General features: G+C 66.0%; 10 protein-coding genes. 3 read left to right on the top strand and 7 right to left on the bottom strand.

What is annotated here, in order from left to right; genetic code table 11:
* Positions 1-49: 49 nt before the first annotated feature.
* Complete coding sequence (locus XalbCFBP2523_RS09970) at positions 50-532, top strand: Lrp/AsnC family transcriptional regulator (protein ID WP_012914620.1); 483 nt, start codon at positions 50-52, stop codon at positions 530-532.
* 177 nt (positions 533-709) lie between these two features.
* Positions 710-1,192, top strand: coding sequence for a hypothetical protein (locus tag XalbCFBP2523_RS09975; protein WP_052687902.1), 483 nt, complete (start codon positions 710-712; stop codon positions 1,190-1,192).
* Between the two features lie 261 nt (positions 1,193-1,453).
* Here the strand turns inward: XalbCFBP2523_RS09975 and XalbCFBP2523_RS09980 are convergent, their stop codons facing one another.
* The 6 genes from XalbCFBP2523_RS09980 to XalbCFBP2523_RS10005 form a co-directional block, all read right to left on the bottom strand.
* Positions 1,454-2,953 carry a mannitol dehydrogenase family protein gene (locus XalbCFBP2523_RS09980; RefSeq protein ID WP_045765040.1) on the bottom strand — a complete coding sequence of 500 codons (1,500 nt, stop codon included), beginning with the start codon at positions 2,951-2,953 and terminating at the stop codon, positions 1,454-1,456.
* 77 nt (positions 2,954-3,030) lie between these two features.
* Positions 3,031-5,775, bottom strand: coding sequence for a glycoside hydrolase family 3 C-terminal domain-containing protein (locus tag XalbCFBP2523_RS09985; protein WP_045765041.1), 2,745 nt, complete (start codon positions 5,773-5,775; stop codon positions 3,031-3,033).
* A gap of 2 nt (positions 5,776-5,777) precedes the next feature.
* A complete protein-coding gene (locus XalbCFBP2523_RS09990; protein WP_045766577.1) occupies positions 5,778-7,457 on the bottom strand; it encodes a glycoside hydrolase family 43 protein in 1,680 nt (559 codons plus the stop codon).
* A gap of 29 nt (positions 7,458-7,486) precedes the next feature.
* Complete coding sequence (gene manD, locus XalbCFBP2523_RS09995; protein ID WP_045765042.1) at positions 7,487-8,746, bottom strand: D-mannonate dehydratase ManD; 1,260 nt, start codon at positions 8,744-8,746, stop codon at positions 7,487-7,489.
* The gene (locus tag XalbCFBP2523_RS10000; protein WP_045765043.1) at positions 8,743-10,767 is read right to left on the bottom strand and encodes a sialate O-acetylesterase; all 2,025 of its coding nucleotides are present in this window, start codon (positions 10,765-10,767) and stop codon (positions 8,743-8,745) included. The genes manD and XalbCFBP2523_RS10000 overlap by 4 nt, the downstream gene beginning before the upstream one ends.
* Positions 10,764-12,947 (bottom strand): alpha-glucuronidase family glycosyl hydrolase, encoded by a 2,184-nt coding sequence (locus XalbCFBP2523_RS10005; RefSeq protein ID WP_045765044.1) that lies wholly within the window; start codon positions 12,945-12,947, stop codon positions 10,764-10,766. The genes XalbCFBP2523_RS10000 and XalbCFBP2523_RS10005 overlap by 4 nt, the downstream gene beginning before the upstream one ends.
* A 182-nt stretch (positions 12,948-13,129) precedes the next feature.
* Here XalbCFBP2523_RS10005 and XalbCFBP2523_RS10010 point away from each other — a divergent pair, with 182 nt between their 5' ends.
* Positions 13,130-14,206 (top strand): LacI family DNA-binding transcriptional regulator, encoded by a 1,077-nt coding sequence (locus XalbCFBP2523_RS10010; RefSeq protein WP_407070995.1) that lies wholly within the window; start codon positions 13,130-13,132, stop codon positions 14,204-14,206.
* Between the two features lie 28 nt (positions 14,207-14,234).
* Here XalbCFBP2523_RS10010 and XalbCFBP2523_RS17525 read toward each other — a convergent pair.
* On the bottom strand, positions 14,235-14,316 hold an 82-nt coding region (locus tag XalbCFBP2523_RS17525), incomplete at its 5' end, for a hypothetical protein (RefSeq protein WP_488175800.1).

The raw sequence follows: 14,316 nt of genomic DNA on the forward strand, positions 1-14,316 counted from the left end.
ATCACCGCACGCAAGATCATTGCACAAAATCGATGTTTCAGGGCAATAAATGACCGAATCAGCCGTCTTCGACCGCACCGACCTGCGCCTGCTCACGCTATTGCAGCGTCAGGGACGTGCCAGCAATGCTGAACTGGCCGCGCAGGTGAACCTGTCGCCGTCCGCCTGTCTGCGTCGGGTGCAGCGGCTGGAGGCCGAGGGTGTCGTCGCCGGCTACGTGGCGCGTCTGTCGCCGTCGGCGATTGGTCTGGGATTGCAGGCCTTCGTCCGCGTGCAGCTGGAAAAGCACGGACAAAGCGGCATCGCCCACTTTGCCGACAGTGTGCAGGGCTGGGACGAAGTGGTCGCCTGCCATGCGCTGACCGGCGACATGGACTACCTGCTGCATGTCTACGTCCGTGATCTGGCGCATTTCTCCGCATTTCTGCTGGACAAGTTGCTCAACGACGCCGCTGGCGTGGCCGACGTCAATTCCTGTTTCGTGCTGCGCACGGTCAAGGAATTCGGCGGCCTGCCTTTGCCGCGCGTCTGAAAACACGTCAGACATCTGCCTGCTGCAGGCGGGCGTTTGCATGGCGAGTGTTTCGGCACACGCTGCCGTTGGTTTAGAGTGTCTACAAGACGAACCATCATGTGGTTGGGCGTGTTTATAGGATCTGTGTGTCGGGATAGACATGATCGACACAACTTCTTCAAGGAAAGCGTCAAGATGAAATTTCCACGTGATTTGAAGTTTGTCCTCTTTGCACTGGCAGTGCTCGCTGGCAATGTGGTCGCCAATGCACAGGCTGAACCTGAAAAGATCACGACGACAACGACCAGGGTCATAGAAGCCACGTACCTGCCGGGATCGAAGGAAGTCCGGCAAATCCAGCAGTGGCTCCTGCTGCACGCCGATCCCACTGGAAAGATGGCAGGCAATCCTCGCAACCTGGGAACGGTGACGGTGAAATACACTGACGTGATCGTGGCACAGGGCAAAGCCGCCATTGATGTCGCTGCGCCGCCGCCGGTACCGTTTCCGTCCACAGGTGTCCCAGGCGGGACCTTTTCGGTGTCGACCTGCGGCGGCGGCGAGGCCCAGTCATGGACCTACGCGTGGGTGCCGAACAGTTCGGGTGGATCCTGGGTACCGACCGATTACCACACCTACCGGGCGCCGGCGTGTAGCAGCAACAATTCCGGCCAGTAAGGTCCGGAAAGTTTTGCAGAAAACCTGCATGCGTCCGCATGTGGACGTTGGCTGAAATCTCTGCGCTTGTTCTGCTGTGAAGTAAGCCAGCGGCATCATTGCGTCGCGGCACTCTGCGGCGCTGCCGCGACAATCAGGCGCGGCAGCGTTCACTTGCTGATGTGATCGCAGGAGCGAGGGGAAGCCACTCTCCTGCGATTTTTCGCTGCTGGCTCAGCGGAACTTATCGAAGAAGCCCTGGCGCACTCGTCTCGCCGGAGCCTAGGTCGAGCACGGACACCCCGAAATAACGGCGTGGCTCAACATCAGCACGAGAGTTTCTCGCGTTTCTGCTGCACTTCCGTCGCCTAACGACGCATACGCACGTTGTAGCGTCGCAACGAAGTGTCGATCCTTCGACAGCGGTGCAAACACCGTATCCAGGGTGAGGAAAGCATCCACGTCCTGCACGGCATCGCTGCTGGCGGCACGGCCTATTTCCCGTAGCGTTTCCTGTAGCGGATCGATCAGCGGCACATCGCGATGCGCTTGGTGCCGCACGAAGTGCATCCATGCCGCCAGCGGTAGACACAGGCGGTCGATGCGATGGCCTGCAGCTAGCGCATCGGCGAGGGTGCAGAGCAGGCGCACCGGCAGTTTCTGCGATCCGTCCCAGGCGATTTGCGCAAGTTTGTGCGCGATGGCGGGGTTGCGGAAACGCGTCAGGATGGCGTCGATATAACGCTGCGGATCGAAGCCGGACAGCGCTGGTAGCGTGGGAGCGATGTCCTCGCGCATCAGCGTTTCGATGAAGGTGGCCAATGGCGTGTCGCACATGGCATCGGCGACGGTTTCCAAGGCGAGCAACGTACCGAGGTAGGCCAGCGCCGAGTGCGGACCGTTGAGCAGGCGCAGTTTGGCGCGATCAAAACCGCCGATGTCTTCGCTCAGGGTCACCCCGACCCGTTCGAAGGCCGGGCGACCGCTGCAAAAGCGGTCTTCGATCACCCACTGGCTGTAGCGTTCGCGCTGGATCGGCCAGGCGTCGTCGTAGCCCAGTTGAGTGGCGATGCGTTCGCGCAGGGTGGCATCGCTGGCTGGGGTGATACTGTCCACCATCGAGCGCGGGAAGCTGGCTTCGGCCTCGATCCAGGCAGCCAATGCCGGGTCGATGTGGTGCGCGAAACGCAAGACAGCGCGGCGCAGTTTGCCGCCGTTGTCGGGCAGGTTGTCGCAGCTGAGCACGGTGTAGGGCGCCAAGCGCAGACGCCAGCGTTGACGCAAGCCGGCGACGAGATACCCGATGGCGCTGCGCGGCGCATGCGGGGCGGCGAGGTCGTGCGCGATGTCCGGATGCGCGAGGTCGAGATGCTCGCCGCCCAGGCAGTAGCCTTTTTCGGTGACGGTCAGCGTGACCAGGCGTACCGCCGGGTCGGTCAAGCGTGCGAGGACGGCAGCTTGCTGGTCTTGTGCGCACAACACTTCGCGGATGGCGCCGATCACGCGCAGTTCGGGTTGTGCGTCGAGCAGGGCAAGTGTGTACAGACCGTCCTGCGCACAGAGTGCATCGCGCACCTGCGGGTTGTGCAGGGAGACGGCGCTGATCGCCCAATCCGGTTCGCTGGCCAGCAGGTCATCGAGGTAGACGGCCTGATGCGCGCGATGGAACGCGCCTGCGCCGAGATGGACGATGCCGATGCGCACGCGGTCCAATGCGTAGCTTGGGCGTGTGATGGCGGGCGGCAGCGTGTGGAGCGCGGCGCTGCCGAGACGTGGGAGCATTGGAGTGGTCACGGGAAATCCAGGTGGCGCAGGGCGCGATGGCGAACGGTAGCGTGTTCGCTATCGCGCGATCGCGGTCAGCGGTGTGGATGCGGGTGTGGCGATGACGCGCTCGCGGAGGTGGGTTGCACGCTGAAGCGTTCGCGCACGCGCACGTCCGCGCTGGAAGCGCCGACTTGCAGTTCGTAGTCGCCCGGATCGACGACATAGTGTTTTTGCGCCTCGTCGTAAATGCGTAGATCGGTCTGCGGCGAAATGGTGAAGTGCACGTCGCGGCTCTCGCCCGGCGCCAGGGCGATGCGCTGGAAGCCGCGCAGTTCCTTGATCGCGCGCGCGCGTGTCGGCGCCAACGGATGCAGATACAGCTGCACCACCTCGTCGCCGGCGCGGGTGCCGGTGTTGGTCACCTTCAGCGTGGCGCTCAGCTGACCATCGGCCGCGACCTTGCGATGATCCAGGCGCAGGTCGGAATAGGCGAACTGGGTGTACGACAGGCCATGCCCGAACGGATACAGCGGGGTGCCGGCGAAGTAGCGGTAGGTGCGGCCACGCATCGCATAGTCGTCGAAGGCGGGCAAGGTCTCGCTGGCCTTGTAGAAGGTCACCGGCAACCGGCCACCGGGGTTGGTATCGCCGAACAGCACGTCGGCCACGGCGCTGCCGCCGCGCTGGCCGGGATACCAGGCCAGCAGGATCGCCGGCACATGTTCCTGCGCCCAGTCGATGGCCAGCGCCGAGCCAGTGGTCAACACCGCCACCACCGGCTTGCCGGTCGCCGATAGCGCTTGCAGCAGCTCGCGCTGCGGCTTGGGCAGGCGCAGGTCGGTACGGTCGCCGCCAGCGAAGCCGGGATAGTTGACCTTCATCTCCTCGCCTTCCACGTCGCCGGTGAGGCCGCCGACGAACACCACCACGTCGGCGCGGCGTGCCGTGTCCAGCGCTTCCTGCAATGGCGGTTTGGCCCCGGGCACCCGCCAGGCCAGGCGCACCGCGGCGTCGTGCTCGGCTTCGTAGTAGTCCAGGCGCAGGTCGTAGACATGGCCGGCTTGCAGTTGCACGTCCACGCCGTCGCTTTGCAGGCGGTCGCTGGGGGTCCAGCGGTCGATCAGGCGCTTGCCGTCCAGGAACAGGCGCACGCCATCGTCGGCGGCGGTTTCCAAGTGATAGGTGCCGCTGACCGGGGGCACCAGCTTCCCGGTCCAGCGGATGCTGAAATTGTTCGTCGGCAGCGTCTGCTGCGGACCGACTTCGCCACGCGCGAGCAGGGTGTCGGTGGGCGAGCCGCGGTCCCAGCGGAAACCGATCTGCGGGTCCACCCGCACCAGGGTCGGGGTACCGGACAGATCGGGGTTGCGGAAATATTCGCCGCGCAGGCCGCGTTCGGCCGAATCGCTGGAGGGACGCAGATATTGCGCTTCAATCAGCGGTGTGGCGGCCGGATCGCTGCGTCCTTCCACCAGGTCGGCGCCGCGTGCGTACAGAACGTCGGCATCGGGTGCGGCAGCGCGAATGCCCTGCAAGATGGTCACTGGCGTGGCGGGCGTGCCGTAGTAGTTGCCGAGCAATGCCATGGTGTCGTCGGCGGTGGGGCCGATCACCGCGATGCGTTTGTGCTTGGCGCGCGACAATGGCAGCAGGCCATCGTTCTTCAGCAGCACCAGCGATTCGCGCGCGGTGCGTCTGGCCAGGGCGTCGTGTTCGGGCGATTGGTTGACCGAGATGGGAAGCTGCGCCCAGCGCAGTTGTCCCGGCGGATCGAACATGCCCAGCCGCATGCGCGCGGTCATCAGCGTGCGCAGCGCCGCGTCGATGTCGGTTTCGCCGATCAGACCTTGCTGCACCGCCGCGGGCAAGGTGGCGTATTCCTGGCCGCATTCCAGTTGCGTGCCGTTCTTGACCGCCAGCGCGGCGGCCTGCTCGCGGGTGGCGACGATCTTGTGGTTCTTCCAGATGTCCACGATGGCCCAGCAGTCGGAGACGACATAGCCTTGGAAACCCCAGCGTTCGCGCAGCACGTCGCGCAACAGGAACTTGCTGGCGCTGGCCGATTCGCCGTAGAGGCGGTTGTAGGCGCCCATCACCGCGTCCACCTTGCCTTCCTTGACCAACGCTTCGAAGGCGGGCAAGTAGGTTTCGTACAGATCGCGTTGCGAGGGGCGTGCGTCGAAGTGGTGACGTTCGGATTCCGGGCCGCTGTGCACGGCGAAGTGTTTGGCGGTGGCGTCGAGCTTGCGGTAGGTCTCGCCCTGCGCGTTCTTCGGCGCATCCGCGCCTTCGCCCTGCATGCCCTGCACGAAGGTCACGCCCATGCGCGCGGTGAGAAACGGGTCCTCGCCGTAGGTCTCCTGGCCGCGTCCCCAGCGCGGATCGCGGAAGATGTTGATGTTTGGCGACCAGAACGTCAGGCCCTGGTAGCGCCCATGTTCGCCACGACGCAGCGCCTCGTGATGCTTGGCGCGCGCCTCGTCGCTGATCGCGGTGGACACCTCGTGCATCAACGGCAAGTCGAATGTCGCCGCCAGGCCGATCGCCTGCGGAAACACGGTGGCGCCACCGGCACGGGCCACGCCATGCAGGCCTTCGTTCCACCAGTCGTAGGCAGGCACGCCCAGGCGCGGAATCGCTGGTGCGGCGTTTTGCATCTGCGCGACTTTTTCTTCCAGTGTCATCCGTGCGACCAGATCGTCGGCGCGCTGGGCGAAAGTGCGCTGGCTGTCCAGGTAGGGCGGTGGCGCTGCGATGCTGGCTGCCGGTGCGAGCGCCAGCAGTACGCTGGTCGCCAAGACGGTGCGTAATGCGCGGTGGGAGTCGTTGCTGTGCATGGTCAGTGCTCCGTGGGGCGATCGGGTTCGCGGCGGGCGTAGGGCCCGAGCATGGTGCCGACGAAACCGCCAGCCAGCGCGGTGCTGAGCATGGCGGCATCGTCGTTGCGGCGTAGCCAGCGCCAATCCTGCCCTTCGCTGGCGATAGCGAAGGAGTAGCGACCGCCGTCGCCGGCGATTTTCAACCGCAGCACGCCCTTGGCGTGGAGCGTGGTGCGTGCGAGCACGTGGCTGCGCTTGCCGTCGCGTTTCTCGACGAACGCCTCGATGCTGCCGCCGTTGCGATGCACACCGAGCACGTACCAGGCATTGGCATTCTGGAACGCGGCCAGACCGGCGACCACGCTAGGCGGCGTCGGCAGTTGTAGTGCCACGCTGGCTTCGAAGCGCGTGTGTTGTTGGCGATAGGCGAGAAAGGCGGGATTGCCGCTGCCCTCCAGCCCTTGCGTGTCCGGCTGCAAGGTCAGCCAACCGGGACGTGTGCGTAGATCCAGCCATGCGCGCTTGGGCGTGCGCAGCAGCAGCCAGCGCCGATTGCGCTGCGGGGCATCGAAATCGTCGCGCCAGACGAAGTTGCCGCTCAGTGGCGCGATGTCGGCGGCATGTGCGTCATCCAACGCTGCCAGGCCCGGTACGACATAGGGAATCGGCTGCCCGGCGGGCAGGATCGACGGCCAACCGTCCTGCCATGTCACTGGCAGCAGGAAGGTTTCGCGGCCGGTGTTGTAGCGGTTCTGCGCATATGGCCGGCTGGCCAGGAACACGGCCCACCAGCGCCCATCCGGCCCTTCGACCAAGTCGGCATGGCCGGCGTTGCTGACCGGATGCGCCCGCCCGGCCGGCAGGTCGCGCTGGGTCAGGATCGGGTTGTGCGGCGCTGGCTGGTACGGTCCCCACAGCGTGCGGCTGCGCAAGGCCACCTGCGAATGCTGCGCAGCGGTACCGCCTTCGGCACAGGACAGCACATACCAGCCATCGTGCTTGTACAGATGCGGGCCTTCGATCCAGATCGGTTTGCTGGCCGGATCGGCGCCGCCATCGACCAGCACCCGGCGTGGCCCGACCGGCTGCATGCGGGTCAGGTCGAAGCGTTGCATCCAGATCGCACGATGGCCGGCGTAGCGCGGTGTTCCCACGGGCGGGCCGTTGTTGAGCAGGTAGGCGCTGCCGTCCTCGTCGAAGAACAGCGATGGATCGATGCCATCGATGTCCGGCAACCAGTGCAGCGACGACCATGGCCCGGCCGGATCGTCGGCCGTGGCGATGAAGTTGCCGCCGCTGTCCACCGCGGTACCGACCACGTAGAAGTGACCCCGATGCTGGGCGATGCTTGCAGCGAACATGCCGCGCGAGACGTCCAGGCCATCGAAATCCAGCTGTTCGGCCCGTTCGACGACGTTGCCGATCTGCCGCCAATGCACCAGATCGCGGCTCTCGAACACGGGAATCGCCGGGAAATAGGCGAAGCTGGAATTGACCAGGTAGTAATGCGCGCCGACACGGGTGACGCTGGGATCGGGATAAAACCCGGCCAGCACCGGATTGCGGTAGTGGCTGGGCGGCAACGGCGCGTCGAACACCGCATCGTCGCCGTGGTAGGCGAACCAGTCGAAGGCGACTGTCGGCGTGGCCGCCGCCGCGGACAGGGCGGCGAGCAGGGTGACGCTGCACAGCAGGGCCATGCGCAGCGCAAGCAACGGGCGCGTGGCGTTCACCAGTCCCACATCGCACCGTCTTCCAGCCGCGCGATCGGCAGTTGTTTCGGTGCGTAGGGATAACGTGCGGCCAAGGCTTCGTCGATGTCTACGCCATGCCCTGGGGTTTCGCCACAGTGCAGGCGTCCGGCGTGGAAGCGGTAGTCGTGCGGAAACACGGCGTTGGCCTCGTCGGAATGGAACATGTATTCCTGGATACCGAAATTGGGCACCCAGGTATCGAAGTGCAGCGCCGCGCCCATGCACACTGGCGACAGGTCGGTGGCGCCATGGAAGCCGGTGCGCACCTGATGTAGCGCGGCGAAATCGGCCAGGCGCCGCACATGGGTGATACCGCCGGCATGCACGAGGGTGGTGCGGATGTAGTCGATCAATTGTTGTTCGATCAGGTGCTTGCAGTCCCAGATGGAATTGAACACTTCGCCCACCGCCAGCGGCGTCACCGAATGCTGGCGGATCAACTCGAACGCGCGCTGGTTTTCCGCAGGTGTGGCGTCCTCTAGCCAAAACAGCCGGTAAGGCTCCAGATCGCGGGCCAACCGTGCCGCTTCGATCGGGGTCAGGCGGTGATGCGCGTCGTGCAACAGTTGGACGTCCTCGCCGTGGTCGGAGCGCAGCCGCTCGAACAGTGCCGGCACCAGGCTCAGATAGCGCGGCGTCGACCACAGCGTCTCGGCCGGCAATTCGCTCTCGGCCGGTTCGTAGGGTTTGCCGCCGCTGGAGATGCCATACGCTTTTTTGACCCCGGGCACGCCGCATTGCGCGCGGATGGCGATGAAGCCGAGTTCGCGGAATCGCCCGACCTCCTCGCTGGTCTCGGCGATGTCGCGGCCATTGGCGTGGCCGTAGACCAGCGCTCCCTCGCGCGAGCGCCCGCCCAGCAGCTGGTACAGCGGCATGCCGGCCATCTTGCCGAGAATGTCCCACAACGCCACGTCCACCGCGGCGATGGCGGTCATGGTCACCGGCCCGCGCCGCCAATACGCACCGCGATAGAGAAACTGCCACAGGTCCTCGATACGGCCGGCATCGCGGCCGATCAGGTTCGGCACCACGTGATCCTGCAGGTAGGACGCCACGGCTAGTTCGCGGCCATTGAGCGTGGCGTCGCCCAGGCCGTAGACGCCGCTGCGGGTGACGATCTTGAGGGTGACGAAGTTGCGCCCCGGACAGGTGACGATGACCCGTGCCTCCACGATCTCGCGGTCGTGGGCGGAACCTTGGGGGGAAGAAGCACGTGCGGAGATCTGGGTCATCGGGGGGTACTCGCGGAAAGCGCCGTGGCCGCACTGGCCACGGACGGGACGGGAAGTTCGAACGGACCCGCCGGCAACCCGGCATGGTCGAACAAGGTACACACCGGACTATCGGCCCAGCAGTAGCGTACGCGCACCGGCACGGTGCCGGCGGGCAGCGGCAGACGCACGCTGTGCGCTTGCAATTCGGCCTGCGCGTAGTGGCAACTGTCGGCGGCGGCGCCGCACAGCTCGAAGCCGATCGGCGCATCGCTGCTGTAGGTCTCCAAGGCGCCATCGACATCGTCGAAATCGATGCGTAGCGCCTGTCCCTCGCGCTGCACGCGGCGCGGGATGGGGCCCGACTGTGGCAGTGTCTCGCCATAGATCAGGTGCCGCGCCGCGCGTGCCAGCCGCCGCCCGAGTTCCTGCTTGTTCGCCGGATGGATGTCGTAACGGTTGCCGATGTCGATCGTCACCGCCAGCCCGGCATGCGGATCGCCGGCGACGAAACGCCGTTGCGCCTCGCGCAGTTGCGCCCAGCCGCTTTCGCCTGGGCGCACGGGCGGCGCACCGTAGTTGGCCAGTTGCACCACCAACAACGGCAGCGCCGCGCCGAAGCGCTGACGCCAATCGCGTTGCCAAGCATCCAGCAACGCAGGATAGTGCGCCGCATCGCTGGTATTGGATTCGCCCTGGTACCACAACACACCACGCAGCCCGACCCGACCCAGCGGCACGATCATGCCGTTGTATAGCGTGGTCAGGCCCGCCGCCGAGGACCACGGTGCGCGCGGAGGCGTGCCAAGGCGCGGCGGCACGATGCTGTATTGCCACTGTTTCCCCAACGCCACGCGGCTGCCGTCGCCCATTTCCAATAGTTGCGCAAACGGTCCACCGAGCAGGCCGCCGCGCCGATAGCTGTTGTAGACGTTGAGCACCACGGTGTTCTGGCCCGCGTGCAGCACGCCGCGCGGCAGTGGATAACGGCGTGGCTCATCGGCGCCGTAGCTGCTGCCGATCGCCTGGCCGTTGACCCAGGTCTGGTCGAGTTCGTCCACCGGCCCCAGCACCAACGTGGCTTGCTGCGCCGCCTGTGCGGCACTCAGGGTCACCGTCGTGCGGTACCAGACCATGCCGATGAAATTGACCAACTGCGGCACGCCCCAGTCGTCCCAGGCGCCAAGCGTGGTCGGTGCGTCGCGCCAGTCCGTACCGGTGTCGCCGGGCTGCCACGGCGCGCCGATGCCATGCGCACGCCACCATGTTTCCCACAGGCTTCCCCAACGCGGCGCGGCCTGCTGCGGATCCTTGGCATAGCGTGCCAACACGTCCAGCGCCGGCGCGTTGCCGTCCACCTTGCGCAGCGCGGCATCGCCGATCCATGCCTGTATCTGCGAACCACCCCAGGACGCATTGATCAGCCCCATCGGCACGTCCACGCGCTTGCGCAGCTCGCGTGCGAAGTAATAACAGGCCGCGGAAAACGCGCCGACGGTCTCCGGCGTGGTCGGCTGCCATGCGCTCGCGCCGCCGAATTGCGCTTGCGGTACCGCACTGGACTGTGCCGGCACCTTGAACATGCGGATTGTCGGCTGCTTGGCATCGGCGATCTCATTGCGCGTATCCAGCGTGCGCTGCACCGGCAGTTCCATGTTCGATTGGCCCGAGCATAGCCACACGTCGCCGATCAATACATCGTCGGCGCGCTGGGTGCGGCCATGCGCGGTGCTGGCCTGCAAGGTATACGGCCCGCCCGCCGGCAACGCCGGCAACTGCGCCTGCCAGTGGCCCTGCCGGTCGGCACGCGTCTGCACGTGTTGTTGCGCAAGTTCCACGGTGACGGTTTCGCCGGCCGTGGCTTCACCCCAGACCCGGATCGGCGCATCGCGCTGCAGCACGGCGTGGTCCTGGAACAATGCATGCAACAAGGGGGCTTGCGAGGTCTGCGCGGTTTTCTCGGCCTGGGCGAACGCAGGCGCGCATAGCGCCGCCAACAGCAGGCAGCGCGCAGTTTGTAGAGCGTCACGGTGCAGCGTCATTTGGGATTCCCCGGCGCGTTTGGAAACGATAGCGATTGGTAATACGCCAGCGGATGTGCCGGCGGGACGACACCTGGCGGCAGCGCGCGCCCGGATACCTGTTGCCAGTAGGCGATGCTGGCATCGCGCCACCACTGCGCTTCGCGTTGCTGGATCACCAGGAAATCGGCGACCTGACGATAGCGTTGCGCATCCACGTATGGCGCCAGCCCCGCCCAGGTCGCACGCATCCGCGCCACCTCGGCCACGCCGTGGTCGTAGTGGGCGATCAATTCCTCCCACAGCGACCGACCGGAGTGCATGCGGTGATCCCACGACACATGGTGGAACCACAGCAGGTACCGTTCCGGTACGCGGCGCACATCGCTGAAGCGGCGCGCCAAGGGCGGCGCGTACTGCGCCACCGCATCGCTGCCGGTCGCGCTGCGGTCGAAGCCGATGCCGTTGCGATCGGCGCGGTGGTAGTACACCGGGTCCCAATCCGCGCGTGCGCTGCCGGCATCCCACGGCGCCGGTCCGTAGTGGTGACCACGGCCCATCAGGTGATGCAGACCGAGCGGCGTCATGTAGTCCACCACCGCTTCGCGCGAGGCCATCATCATGTCGACCACCGGCGCGACCAGGGCCGGATCGTTGCCGAAGCTCATGCGGACCCATTCTTCGGCGATGGAACGCGCATTGCCTTGTGGATTCCAGGCCAGCCGTCCGAACGCGTACCAGTTGGCTTGATCGAAGATCGACCCGCACCAGTTGCGGTCGGCGCCGATGTTGGCCACGCCGGCGATGCCGCTGCGCGTATGCCGGTCCAGTGCACCCTCCACGATCCGCGCCACCGTCGCACGCTTGCCGCGTCGCGTATCGGCTTGCAGGGTTTCCTGGTAAAGCGTGCCCAGGTACGCCAGGTGCGTGGCGAAGCCCAAGTACTCCTTGGTGATCTGGAATTCCAGCATCAGCGGCGTGCGCGGCATCGCGCCGAAGACAGGATGGAAGGGCTCGCGCGGCTGAAAGTCGATCGGGCCGTTTTTCACCTGCAGCAGCACGTTGTCGCGGAATTTGCCGTCCAGCGGCACGAACTCGTTATAGGCCTGTTTGGCGCGGTCGCCTGGGTGCGCGTGCGGGTGCGCGTAGACGAAAGCGCGCCATATCACCACGCCACCATGCGGTGCCAATGCGTCGGCCAACATGTTGGCGCCGTCGGCATGGCTGCGCCCGTAGTCCTGCGGTCCGGGTTGCCCCTCGGAATTGGCCTTGACCAGAAATCCGCCGAAATCGGGAATCCGTGCATAGATCGCATCGGCCTCGGCGCGCCACCAGCGTCGCACCGCTGGATTCAGCGGATCGGCGGTGGTCAGCCCGCCGATCTCGATCGGGGCACTGAAACGTGCGCTCAAATAGAGACGGATGCCATAGCGGCGCAGCACCGCGGCCAGCGCCGCGGCCTTGTCCAGATACGGCGCGGTGAGGCTGATTGCGCTGGCGTTGACGTTGTTCAATACCGCGCCGTTGATCCCCACCGAAGCGTTGGCGCGCGCGTAATCGGTGTAGCGCGGGTCCACATGTTCGGGAAGCGCGCGCCAGTTCCAGAGCGAGGCGCCGGCATAACCGCGCTCGACGAAACCATCCAGATTGTCCCAATGATCGAGCATGCGCAGTTGCACCCGTGGCGCATCGCGCAGATGCAGCGGTGTCGGCGCCTGCCCGGTCTGCAATAGACGCAGAAAGCCGAAAGCCGCATACAACACGCCACGCTCGCCGCCGCCAACCAACACGGTGGCCGGGCGACCATCGATCACCACGCTGCGGATCAGATATCCCTCTTCGCCCAGGCCGCGTGTATCCAGCCGCAGCCGCGCGATCGCCGGCGCGGTCGCCGTGCCAAGGACCAGCGCACCGGCGCGGTGCACCGTGGTGGCCAACGGCGGCGCGGCACCGAGCATTCCGGCCAAACCACGCTGCAGTTCCGCGCGTGCGGCCTGCTGCAACGGCGTATCGGCGTTGGCGATCAGCTCCGTGGCATGCGCACGCCAGGGTGCCGCCTGGGCCTGGGCCAGTGCAGGGTAGCGCAGCCACAAGGCGTAGCCGTCCTCGGCCCGCAGCGTGCTCATCGGCAGCAGCAAGGCCAGGCACAGCCATCCCCAATGCCGATACCATCGCCGACGCGGCGCGGCGGCGCCGCTCATGCGTGCGCGTTCCACTGCCGATGCCGCAGGAGGCGGCGCACATCCTCGCGTCGGTCGCTTCCCGGTACCATGCGGACATCGCGCGTGTCCGGATCCATCCCGTGACACGGGATGCCAAGACACTGGGTTGACCCAGGACAGCCCCGCCCTCGCCCAATGCTTGCACAGCAACCAAGAGGCCCATCGTGGAGAAGGTCAGGAAAGCGGTCCGGCGCAAGAGCCACGCCGTGACCATCGACGAGGTCGCCGCCCTCGCCAAGGTCTCGCCGATGACCGTGTCGCGGGTCATCAATGGACAAGGTAATGTGCGCGACAGCACCCGCACGCAGGTCATGCGGGCGGTGGACAAGCTCGGCTACACGCCGAATCTGGCGGCCAGCGCATTGGCCGCGGCGCAGAACACGCGGGTCGCGCTGATCTACAGCAATCCCAGCGGTGCCTACCTGGGCGATTTGCTGGTGGGTGTCCTGCGTGCCGCCTCGCGCACCTCGATCCAATTGATCATCGACTACTGGGAGGATCTCGGTGCGGACGCCGAACGCAAGGCCGTGCGCAAGCTGGCCAAAGGTGTGTCCGGGGTGATCCTGCCGCCGCCATTGTGCGAATCGGAAGCGGCGGTGCGCGAACTGTTGCGGGCCAAGGTGCCGATGGTCGCGATCGCATCCGGGCGTTTCAGCGAGGCCATGCCCAGCGTGCACATCGACGAGTTCCGCGCCAGCCAGGACATCACCGCGCATCTGATCGCGCACGGTCACTCGCGGATCGGCTACATCGCCGGTCATCCCAATCTGTCGGCCAGCGCGCGCCGCTTCGATGGGTTCCAGGCGGCGCTGCGGGTGGCCGGCCTGCGGCTGGACAAGGCGTTGTTGCAACAAGGCGATTTCACGTATCGCTCCGGATTGGAGGCGGCGGAAAAATTGTTGGCGCGGCGCGCGCCACCGACGGCGATTGTCGCCAGCAACGACGATATGGCCGCCGCCGCCGTGTCGGTGGCGCACCGGCGCGGGTTGGAAGTGCCGCGCGATCTGTCGGTGGTCGGTTTCGACGACACCTCTGCCGCGACCACCGTGTGGCCGGAACTGACCACCGTCCGCCAGCCGATCGCGGCAATGGCCGACGCCGCAATCGATCTGCTGCTGCGCCGTCTGCGCAGTAAGGAATGCGAGTCTGCTGGCCATCACGATCATGTATTCGCCCATCAGCTGGTCGAGCGCGATTCGGTCGCCGCACCGACCGCCGCACGCGCCAACAAGCGCTGACGGTGGCAGAGCGGCGGCGCACACCGCATCAACGCAGCAGATACTGGTTGATCAGGTTCTCGTAGGCTTCCTGGCGGCCACTGCGCTGCGTCGGTTCGCCGACCTTGCCC

The organism is Xanthomonas albilineans (genome assembly GCF_002939705.1).
Taxonomy (GTDB): domain Bacteria; phylum Pseudomonadota; class Gammaproteobacteria; order Xanthomonadales; family Xanthomonadaceae; genus Xanthomonas_A; species Xanthomonas_A albilineans.